Source organism: Rhizobium leguminosarum bv. viciae USDA 2370, from assembly GCF_002008365.1.
In the GTDB taxonomy this organism is placed as follows: Bacteria; Pseudomonadota; Alphaproteobacteria; order Rhizobiales; family Rhizobiaceae; genus Rhizobium; species Rhizobium leguminosarum.
The window spans coordinates 741,347-757,457 of sequence record NZ_MRDL01000036.1 but is presented as its reverse complement, the minus strand read 5'-3'; the positions used below and the strand labels follow the sequence as shown (position 1 = coordinate 757,457).

Sequence of the window (16,111 nt, the reverse complement as noted above, 5' to 3'; positions counted from 1 at the left end):
GACACGCGACGCTCAGGAGAGACCGGAAAAAGGCGGACAACCCCGTTCCGCCTTTTTTTGGCGCGTCAGATGTAATGATATAACATTAACTATGATCTTATGAGGTTCCCATGGACAACAGACTTCCTGTCACGGTGCTTTCAGGCTTCCTCGGCGCCGGCAAGACGACGCTGCTCAACCATGTATTGACCAATCGCGAAGGCTTACGCGTCGCGGTCATCGTCAACGACATGAGCGAGGTGAATATCGATGCCGCCCTGGTACGCGACGGCGGCGCCAATCTCTCCCGCACCGAGGAGCAGCTCATCGAGATGACCAATGGCTGCATCTGCTGCACGCTGCGCGACGACCTGCTGAAGGAGGTGCGCCACCTCGCCGATCAGGACCGCTTCGATTACCTCTTGATCGAATCGACCGGTATCGCCGAGCCCCTGCCCGTCGCCACCACCTTCGAATTTCGCGACGAGAATGGCCAAAGCCTTTCTGACGTCGCAAGGCTCGACACCATGGTGACCGTCGTCGACGCCGCCAATCTGCTTGCCGATTATGCCTCGGCCGATTTCCTCGCCGACCGCGGTGAAACGGCAGGCGATGGCGACAACAGAACCATCGTCGACCTGCTGGTCGAGCAGATCGAATTCGCCGATGTCGTGGTGCTGAACAAGATCGGCACGGCAGCCAAGGAGGAGCGCGACGCCGCGCGCAAGATCGTCACCGGCCTCAACCCGGATGCACGGCTGATCGAGGTGGATTTCGGCAAGGTCGCCTTGAAAGACGTGCTCGGCACTGGCCGCTTCGATATCGACAAGGCCGAGACCCATCCGCTCTGGTACAAGGAACTGCACGGTTTCCGCGATCACGTGCCGGAGACCGAGGAATATGGCATTCGCTCCTTCGTCTATCGCGAGAAGCGGCCCTTCCATCCGGCAAAGCTGCAGGCCTTCCTCGATAGCGTATGGCCGGGCGTCGTGCGCGCCAAGGGCTTCTTCTGGCTGGCGACGCGCCCGCACCATGTCGGCGAGATCAGCCAGGCGGGCGCGATCGTGCGCACCGGCAAGATGGGCCTCTGGTGGGCGGCAGTGCCGCGCGAACAATGGCCTGAGGAACCGGCCTTCATGCGCGCCATCGGCCCCTATCTCGACCCCGTCTGGGGCGACCGCCGCCAGGAAATCGTCTTTATCGGCGCCGATCCGATGGACGAAACCTGGATCAGGAAGCAACTCGACGCCTGTCTTATCAGGACAGATGCCTTCGCGCCCGAGCGCTGGCGCGACCTGCCCGATCCTTTCGCCAGCTGGAACCGGCAGGCGGCATGAAGGCGAAGGCAATCAAACGCTATCTCTGCGTCTGCACCGAATGCGAGCCGCTACCGCCGATCGAAGGGCTTCATCCGCTGACGCACCGGCAGGACACCGACGCTGAAGTCGGAAGACCAAGAGGTTTCCTCGGCATCATTGCTGAACGGGTCATGCCTTCACGCAGGCAACCCTAAAGCAGGTCATAACCGCCGCCGGCCCTTCCTCCTCCCCTTCATTCCTATCTCGTCACAGGAATGAAGGAGGAGGAAGGGAGCGAAACGGCTACGCGCGCCTCCCTGAGTCAAAAAGGCGGCCGAAGCCGCCCTTTCGTCATTTGTCGACCGATCAGCGGCCGGCAATAATGCTGGAGATGATGCCGCTGGTGACGCCGATCAGCAGGTAGTCATTATCGGCCCGCACCCAGCGATAACCGCGGGGCGGAGGCGCCAGCCGGTAGCGGCGGTAGTCGTTGACATCGGAGAACCGGCGACGTTCGCTGGCATTGACGCGGTATCCCTTCTTCCAATGCGACCGGACGACCACCTTCTTCTGCACCACGACGTGGGGACGGCGATGATCGTCGGCGCTGGCCTGGGAAACAACCATCGGGGAAAGAAGGAAGGAGGCGGAAAGAAGAGCTGCAAAAATCTTTTTCATGTGGGGTTCCTCGTGTTGGGCACGTGACCAAACTAGGGCCGAAAAGATGAACTGAAACTGAAATAAATATTAAACTTTTGTAATGGAATCCAATAGCTACGGGTCGAAGCTTATGTTTTAGGTTAAACTTATACACGGTGATCGGGGTTTTAGCGCGGCCGGCTGGCTTCGTTCCTCTGAAGCCCTTCGGCCTCTGTGCTCATTGCCTAGAAGGCGCGGTCGTGGAGGGTTGCCCTGCGGCAGGCGGCATGCTCTCCATTCGATCTAGTCTCGCCCAAAGGTGCTCAGCGATTTGGCATAACGAGATACCTAAAAAACTTGAAACGGGCGCATAATCGAGTTTCGAAGCGACACATCCTAGGAACAGGAGAGTTCTGGATGCGCCCCCCACGAAGGGACGATCAGATCAAGACAACGAAGACCACAATGGAGGAAAACATGCCCGGTATCAGCATGCGCTACATCGTCGACGACGTCGACGCCGCAGTGGAATTCTACACGAGACATCTCGGCTTCTCCGTCGCACTTCGTCCCGCGCCGAGTTTCGCCATCCTGACCAGGGACGGTTTTCGTCTGTTCGTCAGCGGCATGACGGGACCCGGCGGAGCATCTCAAGCAATGCCAGATGGGAGAAAGCCGGAGCCCGGCGGTTGGAATCGCATCCAGATCGAGGTCAAGGATTTGGAAGCAGACGTCGTCGCGCTGCGTCAGGCCGGCGCGCGTTTCCGCAACGAGATCGTGCAGGGCATAGGCGGCAAGCAAATCCTGCTCGACGATCCGGCCGGAAACCCGATCGAGCTCTTCGAGGCGCCCAAGCGATGAATGGCGCGACGCCGGTCACGTCGTTTGCCACACATTTTTGCGCTCCACATCAACGCGCATAAGCCCGATCATGCGGTGCGCGACACAACTGCGTTCCGCATCCGCAGACCGGTGCCTTGATCTCGATCACGGCGGGCTCCGCCGCGAGAATACCAGCTGCGCCTTGCCACCGGTGTGCGAGCGTGTAGGGTCGGACTCGCATCAATTCAGAGGTAGGGAAATATGTCCGAATCCGCGGGCGGGCTCTTCGACTATGTCGGGATACTAGCCGTGTTACTTCTCGTGGCCGCCAATGGCTTCTTCGTCGCCGCCGAATTCGCGCTGGTATCTGTGAGACGCAGCCGTGTTACCGAACTTGCCGCGGCAGGCCGGATGAATGCCTCCGCACTTCAGCGCGCCGTCGACAATCTCGACGCCAACCTTGCAGCCACCCAGCTCGGCATAACCATCTCGTCGCTCGCCCTCGGCTGGGTCGGCGAACCGGCGCTTGCCCACCTTATCGAGCCTCTGCTGTCCTGGCTGCCGGGGCAATGGGCGACAACAGGCGCGCATACCGTCGCCATCGTCATTGCCTTCGTCATCATCACGGCGCTGCACATCGTGCTCGGCGAGCTCGCGCCGAAAAGCCTGGCGCTTCAGCGCAGCGAAGCCACCTCGCTTGCCGTGGTGCGTCCGCTCGGGTTCTTCCTGGTGCTGTTCAAGCCGGCGATCTTTGCCCTGAACGGCATGGGCAACCTCGTGCTGCGGGGTGTGGGTCTTCGCGCCGGAACCGGCGAATCGTCGTTCCATTCGCCGCAGGAGCTCAAGCTGCTGGTCGCCGAGAGCCAGGAGGCCGGCCTTCTCAACCAGGTGCAGCAGCAGCTCGTCGAGCGGGTGTTCAACATCGGCGACAGGCCGATCTCCGATATCATGACTCCGCGTCTCGACATCGAATGGTTCGACGCCGACGACAGCGAGGCCGAAATCCTGAAGACCATCCGCGAATGCAGCCACGAGCAATTGCTGGTCGCCCGCGGCTCGATCGACGAGCCGATCGGCATGGTGTTGAAGAAGGACCTTCTCGACCAGGTTCTCGACGGCGGCAAGGTCCGGCCGATGGAGGTGATCAAGCAGCCGCTGGTGCTGCATGAGGGCACCTCGGTCGTCCGCGTGCTCGATAGTTTCAAGGCCTCACCCGTTCGCCTCGCCATCGTCATCGACGAATATGGCAGCCTCGAAGGCATCGTCACCCAGACCGACCTGCTCGAAGCCATCGCCGGCGATCTGCCGGGATCCAATGAAGAGCCCGATATCGTCGTCAGGGAAGACGGGTCGCTCCTGATCGATGCGATGATGCCGGCCTTCGACGCCTTCGAACGGCTGGGCCTGCGCGATCGTCCGGATGCCGATTTCCATACGCTGGCGGGCTTCGCGCTGCATCAGCTCCAGCACATCCCCGAAGCCGGCGAAACCTTCGTCTTCGACAATTGGCGCTTCGAGGTGCTCGACATGGACGGCATGCGCATCGACAAGATGCTCGCGACGCGCATTCCCGCGGATGGGACAGAGGCCTAGCCGACTGCCAGCGTCCAGATCATCCCTGCGGCTGCGCAGGCTAGGAGCGTCGCGATCACGGAAGCCTTGAAGCGGAAGATCGCGACGGCGGCGGCGGCAGACAGCGCCATTGCCGCCGGCACGGCCGATTGCAGCACGGGAATATCGAGCCGCAAGCCGCCAAGGCGGACGGTCGCAACCTCGGCAAACAGCGTGTGCAGGGCAAACCAGATAGCGAGGTTGAGGATGACCCCGACTACCGCCGCGGTTATGGCCGACATCGCGCCGGCGAGCGCAATGTTGCCGCGCAGTTTTTCGATGAACGGCGCGCCGAGGAAGATCCAGAGGAAACAGGGCACGAAGGTGACCCAGCTCGTCAGTATCGCCGCAAGGGTTGCCGCAAGCATCGGGTTCAGCGCTCCCGGATCCCGGTAGGCGCCCATGAAGCCGACGAACTGGACGACCATGATCAGCGGCCCCGGCGTCGTCTCGGCCATGCCGAGACCATCCAGCATCTCGCCGGGTTTCAGCCAGCCGAAATGCTGCACAGCCTCCTGCGCGACATAGGCAAGTACGGCATAGGCCCCGCCGAAGGTGACGACCGCCATCTTGCTGAAGAACAGGCCGATCTCGGTAAAGACATTGTCAGCACCGAAGGTTACGTAGAGCGCTGCAGGTGGAGCGAGCCAAAGGGCGATCAGCACGGCCGACATACGCAGCGACCAGGCGAGATTCGGGCGCGCATGCGCCGGTATGCCTTCGCCGAGCGCCGACTCGGCATCCGACAGCACCGGGCCGCTCCCGGCCTTGTGGCCGCCGCCCGTCTGGAAGGCGGCAAGCCCGAACCTGCCGCCGAGGAAGCCCGCAATGCCGGCCGCGAGCACGATCAGCGGGAACGGGACATGGAGAAAGAAGATGGCGATGAAGGCCGCGGCCGCGATTCCGACCATGACGCGATTCTTGAGCGCACGGCCGCCGATGCGGATGACGGCCTGCGCGACGACAGCAAGCACTGCCGCCTTCAGCCCGAAGAAGAGGCCGGCGACGATGCCGACGTTGCCGTAGGCCGCGTAGATATAGCTGAGACAGAGGATCGACAGGAAGCCCGGCAACACGAACAGCAGGCCGGCGACGAGACCGCCCACTGTCCGATGCATCAGCCAACCAATATAGATGGCGAGCTGCTGCGCCTCCGGTCCGGGAAGCAGCATGCAATAGTTCAGCGCATGCAGAAAACGGTGCTCACCGATCCATCGCTTCTCATCGACGATGATCCGGTGCATTACGGCGATCTGGCCGGCGGGGCCGCCAAAACTCAGGGCGGCGACGCGCAGCCAGACCCTGAAGGCCTCGCCAAACGAAACGCCGTGATGATGCCCCTCTCCCGCGTCTTCCTCCGCCATTTTGCCGCCGGGAGCACTATCCGTCATCTCGACCATCTCACACCCTCTTCTTTGGCGCGGGCCAATTGTGGGTTTCCTCGGTCGCATCGCGGCACCAGCGGAAAAAAGCGTCGTAGAGAAGCATCCCAGCCTCGAGTTGCTCCAGATCGTCGGAATACATCCTGGAGAGGCCGAGCGATGCCGCAAGCAGGCCCGCCGCCTCAGGCGCGAGGTCGAGCCTTGCTGTATCTGCCGCCCTGACGATCCGCGCCAGGCGCAGAAGCGGTTCCGACGCCAGTCCGAACTCTTCGATCATGACGTCGAAAGTGCAGAATTCGCCGCGATGACTCCAGAACACGTCTTCGATATCGAAGGGCGTCGCCCCGAAGCGCTCGCCGACGGCCAAAACCTCGGGCGCAGGCACAAACAGGAACACGGCGTTCGGATCGACGAAGCGCCGGATCAGCCAGGGACAGGCGATGCGATCGATCTTCGGCCGCGCCCGCGTCACCCAGACGGTGCGCTCTCCAGCGTCGCGTTGCGGCAGCTTTGCATCGGGCACGGCCGGTCCGCCTGCGATCCACGCCTCGAAGCCACCTTCGAGGCTTTCCGCGACAATCCCGGCATGCCGGAGATAGGCGGCAACACCATGACTGAGCTTGCCGCCTCTCTGGCACACCACGACGACGGCTTCGGCATCGACGCCGCCACACCAAGACGCGACGTCGGCATGAGCGCGCCGGATCGAGCCCGGCACCAAGCGCGGATCGAGCGCGAAGTCCTCCTCAGTGCGAACGTCGATAATGCAAGGCGCACCGGGGGTTCCGATGAGGCGGCTCAGCTTGTCGGGAGAAATTTCGAGAAATGACGGCATGACGCGTCCCTCCGTTGATCGGTTTTACTGGACGCGATTCTTCAGCATGACGCCTCGTGGGGTGATCGCGACCCCATGCAGAAACCATGCGCAAACAGACCCCGTCGTGTCAAGCGCGCGCTTGCATCTAACCGGCACGCACAATGTTGATGTCGAGACGGAATGAACTTCCGTGGGCGAACACAGCCCTTCGCCTCGGGAAGCCGAGCCGCATTGGCTACCGATTCTGGCCGGCTGCAGCCCGGAAATCCCTGATAACAACCGCTTCCCTGCACCCATATGGAACAAAAAGCCCGCTCCGCCATTATTGTTTCACCGAAAGAGGAGAAAGTACCATGACGTACGACCCCAATAATGCCAACGACCCCAACCGCCCGCTGAACCCAAATCTCGATCTGCGCACCACGCCGGGCGCGCGCAGCACTAATACGTGGGTTGTCTGGGTCGCTGCATTGGCCGTGATCGCTGTCGCTGCATTCGCCTATTCGCAGTGGAGCACCCCCGGCACATCGCCGGATACGACAGCCTCCACGACCCAATCCGAGCCGGCACCGGCCAAGCCGATCGCTCCGACCGACAACAGTGCAACGCCCGCACCGGCACCAGCACCGGCCACTCCGCCGGCTGCCCCTGCCCAGCAGTAACGCCTGCTCGGCCGAAAGAAGCCGGCCAGATGCCGGCTTCCTTTCTGCTGCGAGCTTGAAGATGTTTAAGCAAACCCTATTTAAGGGATATTGAATCTGTCTCTGACGGCTGACCACGGAGGTACTGGCAGTCGTTATCGAGACCGGTCGAGGAAGGTCGGTGCGAGTTTCGCCCGGCCTTTTTTCTTGACCCGTCATCCATGCCGAACAGCGCGTTGGCAACGCCTGGATCGGGATGTTATTTGGGAATCCTGTTATAGAAGGACTGCGGATCGTACACGCACTCGTAGTCGAGTACGCAAAGCTTGCCATTGGCGTCCCTCACGCGTGCGGTGTCGTACTTGTCGCCGAGATTGCACCTAGCCGGCGGATAACGGAAGCTGCGGCCGCCAAAGCCCATCCGCACAAAAACTGCCTTGTCCTTGCGGATGATCTGCGCAAGCTCTTCGCAACTGTGATCCCTGGCATTGACCTCCACCGCCTCGACGGCAAGAGCCGCGGACGGAAACAACAGTGCGACGGCCAGAACAACGCTTTTCATGGAAACTCCTGAATGTGAGAGAGCGAAGTTAGGGCATCGCACCCCATGCCGCCAGTCCAGAAACCCTCCGAACTGTACGCCTGAGCACAGCCGCATGCACTTCCCGCTCGCTCCCTGTCTCAACCGGAAGCGCCGAGAACGCCGTGCGTCCTTTCGGACGCACAAAGGACGATGCGCTAGGGAAAATTATAAGGCGACGCAGGATCAAAAACGCAGGCATAATCGAGAATGCACTGCTTTCCCTCGGCATCGCGAAAACTGGTCGTGGTGCGTTTTTCGCCCATGCTGCATTGGGCCGGCGGATAGCGGAAGCTGCGACCGCCGAAGCCGACGCGGACAAAGACCTTTTTATTCTGACGAATGATCTGCGCGAGCTCGCCGCAGCTATGATCGCCCGCTTTGACCTCCATTGCGCCTGCGGCAAAGGCAGGCAACGGCAGAGACAATGCGACGGCAAAAACAACGCTTCTCATGGACCCCTCCTGATACGCGAGAGGGAGATAGGGCGCGCGGATCGACGCGGCCAGTCCTGCGGATAACGCGAACAATGCCGCTTGCTTCGAGACAGTTTCCCGCAGACCGGAAAATCCGGCCTGTGTTCAAATATGTCAATCTTTTCAAGAGATTTGGTGGGTGATGTAGGGCTCGAACCTACGACCCGCTGATTAAGAGTCAGCTGCTCTACCAACTGAGCTAATCACCCGTTCGCGCTTGGCTGCGCGGTGTGACGGGGCGTATAAACAGGATCGGCAGGCTTGTCCAGCGCATAGGCGAAATTTCTTTGGTTAATCGCGAAGATTTTTCGGCATGGCTGAAATGCGGCGCACAACCCCGAAAATCCGAATCCATTTTCGGAAAGGATTATGCGCCGATTCAAAGTGATAGAACGTCCTTAGCGCGTCCTGTCGGACGCGCGGCCTATCGCACGCGCGGCGGTCTGGTGAAATCAAAGGTCGAGCGTGCCGCTGGCCAGCCGCACAGCCTGGCCGCCGATCCGCGCGTTGGAGATCGCTCCGCCGTCGACATCGATATGCAGGTGGATGAAGGACGGCCGGCCCATCTCTACGCCCTGCTCGATCATGATCGGGTGATGCCCGTCCGTCAGCCGGTCGAAATGGTGGATCGCGCCGGAGAGTGCGGCCGCCGCCGAGCCGGTGGCCGGATCTTCGACGATGCCCATGCCGCTTGCGAACATGCGCGCATGGAACTTTGCCACGTGGTTGACGCCGCCGCGGCAGTACACATAAGCCGAGGCAAGGGCGCCATCGACGAAGGGCACGATCTTTTCCCAGAGTTGCGGATCGAATTCCACCCGCTGCGTGGCTCCGACATCGTGCACCGGAATGAGCAGGAAGGGAACGCCGGCGCTCCAGATCGACGGGACGTGATTTTCGAAGCCGATCTCGGTCACCTTCAGCGATAGCGCATCGGCGATGCCGAGCTTGTCGAGCGGCATGACGGCGGGCTGCGATTTGCGCGGCAGGTCGAATTCGGCAAAGCTCGCCTCGCCCTCCCTCAGCCGCACCGCGCAACGCACCGGCCCGACATTTTCCTCGAGCACCGTGACGAGATCGCGCGTCGCGGCACCGTGCGCCCGTTCGGCCAGCGCCACCGCCGTGCCGACCGTGGGATGGCCGGCAAACGGCAGCTCGCGCCCAGGCGTGAATATCCTCAGACGCGCCGCATAGGCGGGGTTGGTTGAAGGCTGCACGAAGACCGTCTCCGAGAGATTGATCTCCCGGGTGATCGCCTGCATTGCCTCGTCGCTGAGATCGTCTCCGTCGAAGATCACCGCCAGCGGGTTGCCCGCAAGCTTTCGATCGGTGAACACGTCATAGACGCTGTAGCTTCGCGCCACATCGGCCTCCCTGAATCGTCATCGCGCCGCCAACCTGCCCGACCGGACGAGCGAGTGCAAGGCGCTAAAACTCGTCACGCCAACCGGATTCACATGTCGCGCTTTCGATCTTTACGTGATGCATGTCGTTATCCCAAAACGCTACACGGCTTTAGGCGGCATAGATCAACTCCGCTCGACCTTGCCGAAATACCAGTCGATCACGGGCAGCATGGCGATATTATAGGGGTGCGCCGAGTGATCGGCCGAGCGGATCGCCGCTGCACCCGCGATCTCCTTATCCTCGGCGACGAGCATGTGGCTTTCGATCCGTTCGACCATCTCGTCCGCCGTCATATCGAAACGGAAGAGCCGCAACACCGTCACCGTTCGGTTGGAATGACTGGCAAAGAGCCCTTGCCCCGCCACCGAACGGCCAAGATCCAATCCGGTTTCTTCATAGACCTCGCGGCGCATGTTCGCCTCGATGTCGCAACGCCCGTCGACGATATCCTCCGGCTCCAGCGAGCCGGCGGCGAAATAGACCTGGCCGGGATTGGCGGTATGGGCGCCCATACGGATCGCCACCAGCGCGCCGTCCGAGGTTTCGAGCACCGGATAGGCGAAGATGTGAACGCCGCCCTGACGCTGCGGCTGTCGGCGCCACCACATGAAGGCGGAAAAGGGAATGACATGGCCCTCGCCCGCAATCCCGTTTTCACTGAGCGAGAGCCGCTGCTGAAACACCATGCGCCCGTCGAACAGCGCCGGATTGGCGGCGGTCTCCCGCGCCCAGTTCTCGCGGATCGCTGCTTCCTCGGCGGCGACCAAAGGATGGGGGCCGGGCAGGATGCGCAGATCCACGCCGGCAATCGGGAAGACCGTGGCCTCCGGCGGCCAGCCGGCGAAATCATCGGAAAAATTGCTGTTGGTGAAATTCGCGTTCAAATTCGCATTCATGGGAGATCCAGTGTCATGACGACGGGGCAGTGATCGGACGCCTTCGGCCTGTCCCAGCCGGTACGCGGATAACGCTCCACCTCCTGCCCCGGCGGGAAGATGGTGCGGTAAGGCTGGCCACTGCGGATGATTTCCGGCAGGCGGCCGACATTGTGGGCGGCGAGTGCTGGCGAGAGCCAGAGATAATCGAGTTGGCAGAGCCACTGCTCCTGCGGCCCGCGCGCGTGATAGAGCGTCCAGCGGTCGAGGTCGGTGCGACGGCGCACCACATTTTCGGCAAAGCCATCGCGGCTGAAAACGTCGAGTGCGCTTTCGGCCTCATCTTGATGCTCGAAACGATAGCCAGCGCCCCGGCGGCCGATGACATCGACGCGCTCCTGATAATCGTTCATGTCGCCACAGATAGCGAAGCTCTTCGTGCCGGCTTGATCCGCCCCGAAGCGGTCCTCGATGATGCGGCGAACGGCGCGCGCCTCGGCGCGGCGGATCGGCATGGTCGATTGCCGCCCGTCCAGCCCGTCGCGCGGATTGCCCATGGACTTGAAATGCACGACGTAGAGCGAAAGCGGCCGGCCGCCGATCAGAAGATCGAGCTCCAGGCAATCGCGCTTGAAGATCTTGTCGTCGATACGGTTGGTGAGCGCCAGCTCCTCGTCGAAAAGATCGAGATCGCGATAGGTCGTCATCGCATGGCTTTTGATGTCCCTGAGCTCGATCTTCTGGCCGTCGCGCGTTTCCTCGCGCATCAGGACGGCAACATCGATGCCACGGCTGTCATTGCCTTCGACAAGGTATTTCTGCCGGTAACCATTTCCGACCATCCGGAAGAGATAGCCGTATTCGAAAGCCTGAAGGGCGGCCATGTTGTCGATTTCCTGCAGGCAGAGGATATCGGCATCCGCGTCGGCAATCGCAAGCGCCGTCATCTGCCGCGTGTCGTCGGTCGCCGCGATCACGCGGGCCTGCTCGAGCTGCTGATAGACGCCCTCGCTCGACACCTGGAAAAGCTTGATGACGCGGTCCTGGCGCAGCTGGTTGCGAAAGCCGGTGAAATCGAAACGGGTCAGGAGATTTTCGACATTGAAGGTGGCGAGGCGAAGCGACATGGGAAGGATCCGGTTGCGGGGAGTACCTTAACCAGCAGAAGCCGCAGGAAAAGATGGCGAGGCCAAGAAATATGCGGACAACCACCCCTCTTGCAGCCCCGGACGCGATTGCCTGTGACTTAGGCCGCTGACATTCTCCCGCAAGCCCCGAATAATTCGTCCCGGACGACATTCACCAGTTCCGGCGGGAGGCATTTCATGAAACGGATTTCTGCATCGCTGGCGATTCTGACCGTCCTCGCCGGCGCCGGCCCGGCACTTGCCGACAGCTACGGTGCCATCGCCTATTCGCCATCAACAGGCGCTCTCGGCTGGTCCTATGCCCATGACAATCGCGGCGACGCCGAAATCGTTGCCCGGCGCAATTGCGACAGCAGCGCCAATGACTGCCGGATCGCCATCTGGTTCCGCAATGCCTGCGGCGCGGTGGCCGTCGGCCATCGCGGCGGCTGGGGCTCCGGCTGGGGTTACGACAACCGTGAGGCCCAGCGTCAGGCAATCCGCAGCTGCCGAAAACAAACCGGCAGCTGCCGCGTCATCCGCTGGCAATGTTCGGAGTAGGAATGATTCTGGTGAGTGCGGCGCCTCAAAGCCGCCACGCCGCGCGCACCGATAGCCGGAGGCTGTCACCCGTTCGGACGGGAAAGCGGGTATAGGCCCGCAGCACCTGACTATCGGCGAGGACCAGCTTCAGCGCGTAACGCTCACCCTCGAAGAGAACGGACTCGACCGTCGCCGCGATCCCCTCGCCGGCGGCGATATTCTCGCCGGAGACGACATCCTCCGGCCGGACGAGGACATCCACCCTGTCGCCACTGGCTGCCCCGGCAGCAGCAGCAAATATCGGCTCCAGCGCAGGCCAGTCGAGCGCCCTGCCATCGCCGAAGGGACGAGGCAGCGTCACGATCGCGCCTCGCCCGATCAGCCCGCCAACGACGCGGCCTTCCGGCCGGGCATAGATTTCAGCGGGCGGGGCCACTTGCAGCAGCCGACCCTCCGACATGACGGCTACGTCGGTCGCAAGCGCCATCGCCTCGCTCTGGTCATGGGTGACGTAGATCATCGTCGCGCCCGAGCGCTGGTGGAATTCGCGGAAGGTTTCCTCCATCTCCTGTTTCAGGTGCCGGTCGAGATTGGCAAGCGGCTCGTCGAGCAGCACGACGTCGGGCGATGTCACCAGGCAGCGGGCGAGCGCCACGCGCTGACGTTGACCGCCGGAGAGATCGGCCGGCCGCCGTTCGGCATAATCGGCAAGCCGCACCGTGCCGAGCGCGTCGCGCACCTTCGCCCGGTAGACCTCGCCCGAGATGCCGCGCACCTTGAGGGGGTAGCCGACATTGTCGGCGACACTCATATGCGGCCACAGCGCATAGGACTGAAAGACCATCGCCATGTTGCGCTTTTCCGGTGGCAGCGACTGCGCGGCATCGGCAAGCAACCGCTCGCCGAGATGGATCGAGCCATCGCTCGGCGTCTCGAAACCGGCGATCATGCGCAGCACCGTCGTCTTGCCGCAGCCGGAAGGCCCGAGCAGCGCGAGGAAGCCGCCCTCGCGCACCTCGAGCGAAAAGCCGCTGACGGCGGCCCGCCCGCTGCCAAAATCCTTGCCGAGCTGGTTGAGGATCAGCCTCGCCACGGGACCACTCCTTTCGGCAGTCGTTTGGCCAGAAGCTCAAGCAGCAGCATCAGCACGACGACCATGAGGACGACGAGCACCGAGAGCGCCGACGCAAGGTCGGAACTGCCGCTGTCGTCGAGATTGTAGATGGCGACGCCGAGCGTCTGGGTGCCGGCCGACCAGAGCAGCGCCGAGATCGTCAGCTCGTTGCAGGCGATCAGGAAGACCAGGATGACCGAGGCGCCGGCGGCCGGCGCAATCAGCGGCACGATGATATCGGCAAGCCGGCGGAAAAAGCCGGCGCCGGAAAGCCGCGCCGCCTCCTCGAGCGCCGGGTCGAGCTGGTGGAAGGCGCTGACCACGGGTTTCAGGCTGACGGCGAAGAACGAGGAGAAATAGGCGATCAGGATGATCCAGATCGTGCCGTAAAGCGAGACGTGCAGGATCGGGATGGGTGCAGCGAACACCAGAATGAAGGAAACGGCCATGACGATGCCGGGCAGCGAATAGGGTATTTCGATCAGGCTGGAAACGATACGGGAAACCACATCCTTGCGCCGCGTCAGCGCATAGGCCGCAAGCACCGTCACCACGAGGAGACAAAGCGCAGTGGCGCCGGCAAGCGACAGCGAATTGATAAAAGCCGTGCGCGTCACCGCCTGCCGGAACAGGATCTCCTCAAAAGCATGCAGCGACATCGTCTTGAAGGTGAGCGGCACACCATAGGCCGGCACCAGCGCACCGGCAAGGAGCGCGAAGAACGGCGCGGCCAGCATGAAAAACAGGATCACCCAGACGAGCGGCGTGAAGGCAAACCGCCAGATGCCGAGTTCGAAGGCGGCACTCGCCCCGGATAACCCGATGACGCGGTAGTCACGGCCGCGCAGCGCCCGGTCCTGGATCATCAGCCCGACGACCGAGATGACGGCGATGATCGCCGAGAGCACGGCGACGTCGCCGAAGGTACGGCTGGTGAAGGCGGAAAACTTGGTGAAGATCAACGTCGGAAGCGTGAAGATCGAGGCCGGAATGCCGAGAATGGCGGGAATACCGAAATTGCCGGTGCAGGAGACGAACGAGATCGCCGCTCCCGCGATGATGCCGGGCAGCGACAGCGGCAGGATGATGTCGCGAAACACCCGCAGGCTGGAGGCGCCGGAAAGCCGTGCTGCTTCGACGCCGTCGCGGGGCAGCGTCATCAGCCCGGCCCGAAGCGCCAGGTAGACCAGCGGCGCATGCTGCACGCCATAAAGCAGCGCGATGCCACCCACCGAATAGAGCGGCTGCGGCGAGCCGAGCGGCGGGGCGATATGCAGCGCCTTCAACAGCGGGCTGGATGGGCCGGACATCAGCACCCAGGCAAGCGCCGTTACTTGCGGCGGGATCATCATCGGCAGCACGAAGCAGAAACTGAGCAGCTCCTTGGCGCGGATATCGGTCAGCGTCAGCAGGAAGGCAAAGAGGCAGCCGATGATGAGCGATATGATTGTGCCCAGAATGGCGGTGACGACCGTGTAATAGGTCGCCGACCACAGCGAGGCGTCGCCGAGAACCGCCATCACGCCGCCATCGGCAAAGGCCGCTATCCCGACCATGGCGAGGCGGGCGAGCGGCAGCACGCTGAGGATCAGGACGACGATGACGACAAAAGGAAACAGCCAGGCGGGCTGGCTGTTTCCGGTTTTGATATATCCGTGCATGAAAGGATCAGTTCGAGCCGTAGATGCCCGAGAAGGTCTTGAGATCCTGATCGGTATTCTTCAGAGCGTCTGCGGCCTTGATCGGCAGGACCTTGATGGTGTCGCGCGCGGGGAAGCCTTCCGGCAGCTTCATGCCGTTGCGGGCCGGGATGTAGCCGAGCTTCAGGAAGCCTTCCTGGCCCTTTTCGGAGAGCACGTAATCGACGAATTTCTTTGCGGCATCGGCGTTCTTCGTGCTGGCAAGGATACCGACCGGCTCGGTGACGGCCGAAACGCCTTCGCTCGGGAACACGAATTCGACCGGCGCGCCCTTGGCCTTCTCGCGGATCGGCAGGTAGTCGACGACCATACCGTAGGCCTTTTCGCCCGAGGCGACGGACTTCAGCACGGCGCCGTTGCCGCCGGCCGCGATCGCACCGTTTTCGGCAAGCGACTTGTAGAAGTCCCAACCGAGGCCGGGAACGGCGGCAAGCGTCTGAGCGTGGATCAGGGCCGCACCCGAGGCAAGCGGGCTCGGCATGGTGACGAGGCCCTTGGCTTCCGGCTTCGTCAGGTCCTTCCAGCTCGCAGGCTTCATCGCGGCCGAGGTGTTATACATGATGCCGGTGGTGATCAGCTTGGTCGAGTAGTAATAGCCGTCGGTGTCATAAAGGGCGGCGTCGTATTGGGCAGCTTCTGGCGACTTGTAGGCCAGGAGCTTGCCGTCTTCCTTCAGGCGCTCCAGCGTCACCACGTCGGCGATGAGGAGGACGTCGGCCACCGGGTTGCCGGCCTGGATCTCGGCCTGGAGCTTCGCCATGATCTTCGGCGTGCCGTCGCGCACCCAGTCGACCTTGATATCGGGATTGGCGGCCATGAAGCCGTCGACCGTCGCCTGCGCGTCCTCGTTCGGCTGGCTAGTATAGAGAACGAGGTTTGCGGCCGAAGCCGGAATGGCAAAGAGGCTCGCAGCGACAAGTGCTGCGGCGGAAACGATCGTTTTCATGGGAAGGATCCTCGATTTCGATACCCCTCCCTTATTAGGGGTCGTTGACAGAGATGTGACAGCGCGCCGCAGCCCACCGGGCCCCGGTTTCACAACCCTCGTTGATGTCCACCGGCTGTGCCCGCAATCGGGGCGATCGCCTTTCCCGCAATCT

At 62.3% G+C, this 16,111-nt stretch carries 17 protein-coding genes and 1 tRNA gene; 6 read left to right on the top strand and 12 right to left on the bottom strand.

What is annotated here, in order from left to right; translation table 11 throughout:
* The first annotated feature begins 110 nt into the window (after window positions 1-110).
* Both zigA and BS629_RS18570 read left to right on the top strand, forming a co-directional pair.
* A complete protein-coding gene (zigA, locus tag BS629_RS18575; protein WP_018242742.1) occupies window positions 111-1,316 on the top strand; it encodes a zinc metallochaperone GTPase ZigA in 1,206 nt (401 codons plus the stop codon).
* On the top strand, window positions 1,313-1,492 hold the full coding sequence (locus BS629_RS18570) for a hypothetical protein (RefSeq protein ID WP_018242743.1): 180 nt from the start codon (window positions 1,313-1,315) through the stop codon (window positions 1,490-1,492). The genes zigA and BS629_RS18570 overlap by 4 nt, the downstream gene beginning before the upstream one ends.
* A gap of 151 nt (window positions 1,493-1,643) precedes the next feature.
* Here the strand turns inward: BS629_RS18570 and BS629_RS18565 are convergent, their stop codons facing one another.
* On the bottom strand, window positions 1,644-1,955 hold the full coding sequence (locus BS629_RS18565; RefSeq protein ID WP_003560769.1) for an RcnB family protein: 312 nt from the start codon (window positions 1,953-1,955) through the stop codon (window positions 1,644-1,646).
* 438 nt (window positions 1,956-2,393) lie between these two features.
* Here BS629_RS18565 and BS629_RS18560 point away from each other — a divergent pair, with 438 nt between their 5' ends.
* Window positions 2,394-2,777: a VOC family protein gene (locus tag BS629_RS18560; protein ID WP_026188460.1), complete on the top strand. Its 384-nt coding sequence runs from the start codon at window positions 2,394-2,396 to the stop codon at window positions 2,775-2,777.
* A gap of 222 nt (window positions 2,778-2,999) precedes the next feature.
* On the top strand, window positions 3,000-4,331 hold the full coding sequence (locus BS629_RS18555) for a hemolysin family protein (protein ID WP_018242745.1): 1,332 nt from the start codon (window positions 3,000-3,002) through the stop codon (window positions 4,329-4,331).
* On the opposite strand, the gene chrA is transcribed toward BS629_RS18555, so the two are convergent.
* Window positions 4,328-5,749: a chromate efflux transporter gene (gene chrA / locus BS629_RS18550; protein ID WP_018242746.1), complete on the bottom strand. Its 1,422-nt coding sequence runs from the start codon at window positions 5,747-5,749 to the stop codon at window positions 4,328-4,330. The genes BS629_RS18555 and chrA overlap by 4 nt on opposite strands.
* A gap of 1 nt (window position 5,750) precedes the next feature.
* Window positions 5,751-6,566 carry a chromate resistance protein ChrB domain-containing protein gene (locus BS629_RS18545; RefSeq protein ID WP_018242747.1) on the bottom strand — a complete coding sequence of 272 codons (816 nt, stop codon included), beginning with the start codon at window positions 6,564-6,566 and terminating at the stop codon, window positions 5,751-5,753.
* 335 nt (window positions 6,567-6,901) lie between these two features.
* Here BS629_RS18545 and BS629_RS18540 point away from each other — a divergent pair, with 335 nt between their 5' ends.
* Window positions 6,902-7,210 (top strand): hypothetical protein, encoded by a 309-nt coding sequence (locus tag BS629_RS18540; protein ID WP_018242748.1) that lies wholly within the window; start codon window positions 6,902-6,904, stop codon window positions 7,208-7,210.
* 238 nt (window positions 7,211-7,448) lie between these two features.
* Here BS629_RS18540 and BS629_RS18535 read toward each other — a convergent pair whose 3' ends face one another.
* From BS629_RS18535 to BS629_RS18510, 6 genes are all read right to left on the bottom strand, one after another.
* Entirely contained in the window at window positions 7,449-7,751 is a 303-nt protein-coding gene (locus BS629_RS18535) for a hypothetical protein (protein ID WP_018242749.1), read from the bottom strand.
* A gap of 176 nt (window positions 7,752-7,927) precedes the next feature.
* Window positions 7,928-8,224: a hypothetical protein gene (locus BS629_RS18530; RefSeq protein ID WP_018242750.1), complete on the bottom strand. Its 297-nt coding sequence runs from the start codon at window positions 8,222-8,224 to the stop codon at window positions 7,928-7,930.
* A gap of 154 nt (window positions 8,225-8,378) precedes the next feature.
* A tRNA-Lys gene (locus tag BS629_RS18525) sits at window positions 8,379-8,454 on the bottom strand.
* A 243-nt stretch (window positions 8,455-8,697) separates the two neighbouring features.
* Entirely contained in the window at window positions 8,698-9,609 is a 912-nt protein-coding gene (locus BS629_RS18520; protein ID WP_018242751.1) for a PhzF family phenazine biosynthesis protein, read from the bottom strand.
* A 165-nt stretch (window positions 9,610-9,774) separates the two neighbouring features.
* Window positions 9,775-10,548 (bottom strand): NUDIX hydrolase, encoded by a 774-nt coding sequence (locus BS629_RS18515; RefSeq protein WP_018242752.1) that lies wholly within the window; start codon window positions 10,546-10,548, stop codon window positions 9,775-9,777.
* Window positions 10,545-11,654 (bottom strand): endonuclease/exonuclease/phosphatase family protein, encoded by a 1,110-nt coding sequence (locus tag BS629_RS18510; protein ID WP_018242753.1) that lies wholly within the window; start codon window positions 11,652-11,654, stop codon window positions 10,545-10,547. The genes BS629_RS18515 and BS629_RS18510 overlap by 4 nt, the downstream gene beginning before the upstream one ends.
* A gap of 198 nt (window positions 11,655-11,852) precedes the next feature.
* On the opposite strand from BS629_RS18510, the gene BS629_RS18505 reads away from it, so the two are divergent.
* Window positions 11,853-12,215, top strand: coding sequence for a DUF4189 domain-containing protein (locus tag BS629_RS18505; RefSeq protein WP_018242754.1), 363 nt, complete (start codon window positions 11,853-11,855; stop codon window positions 12,213-12,215).
* Window positions 12,216-12,240: 25 nt separating this feature from the next.
* Here the strand turns inward: BS629_RS18505 and BS629_RS18500 are convergent, their stop codons facing one another.
* From BS629_RS18500 to BS629_RS18490, 3 genes are read right to left on the bottom strand one after another with little or no spacing between them, the layout of a single operon-like run.
* Entirely contained in the window at window positions 12,241-13,290 is a 1,050-nt protein-coding gene (locus BS629_RS18500) for an ABC transporter ATP-binding protein (RefSeq protein ID WP_018242755.1), read from the bottom strand.
* A complete protein-coding gene (locus BS629_RS18495) occupies window positions 13,278-14,972 on the bottom strand; it encodes an ABC transporter permease (RefSeq protein ID WP_018242756.1) in 1,695 nt (564 codons plus the stop codon). Before BS629_RS18495 ends, BS629_RS18500 begins: the two co-directional genes overlap by 13 nt.
* 7 nt (window positions 14,973-14,979) lie before the next feature.
* Window positions 14,980-15,957, bottom strand: a complete 978-nt coding sequence (locus BS629_RS18490) for an ABC transporter substrate-binding protein (RefSeq protein WP_018242757.1) — start codon at window positions 15,955-15,957, stop codon at window positions 14,980-14,982.
* Between the last annotated feature and the right edge of the window lie 154 nt (window positions 15,958-16,111).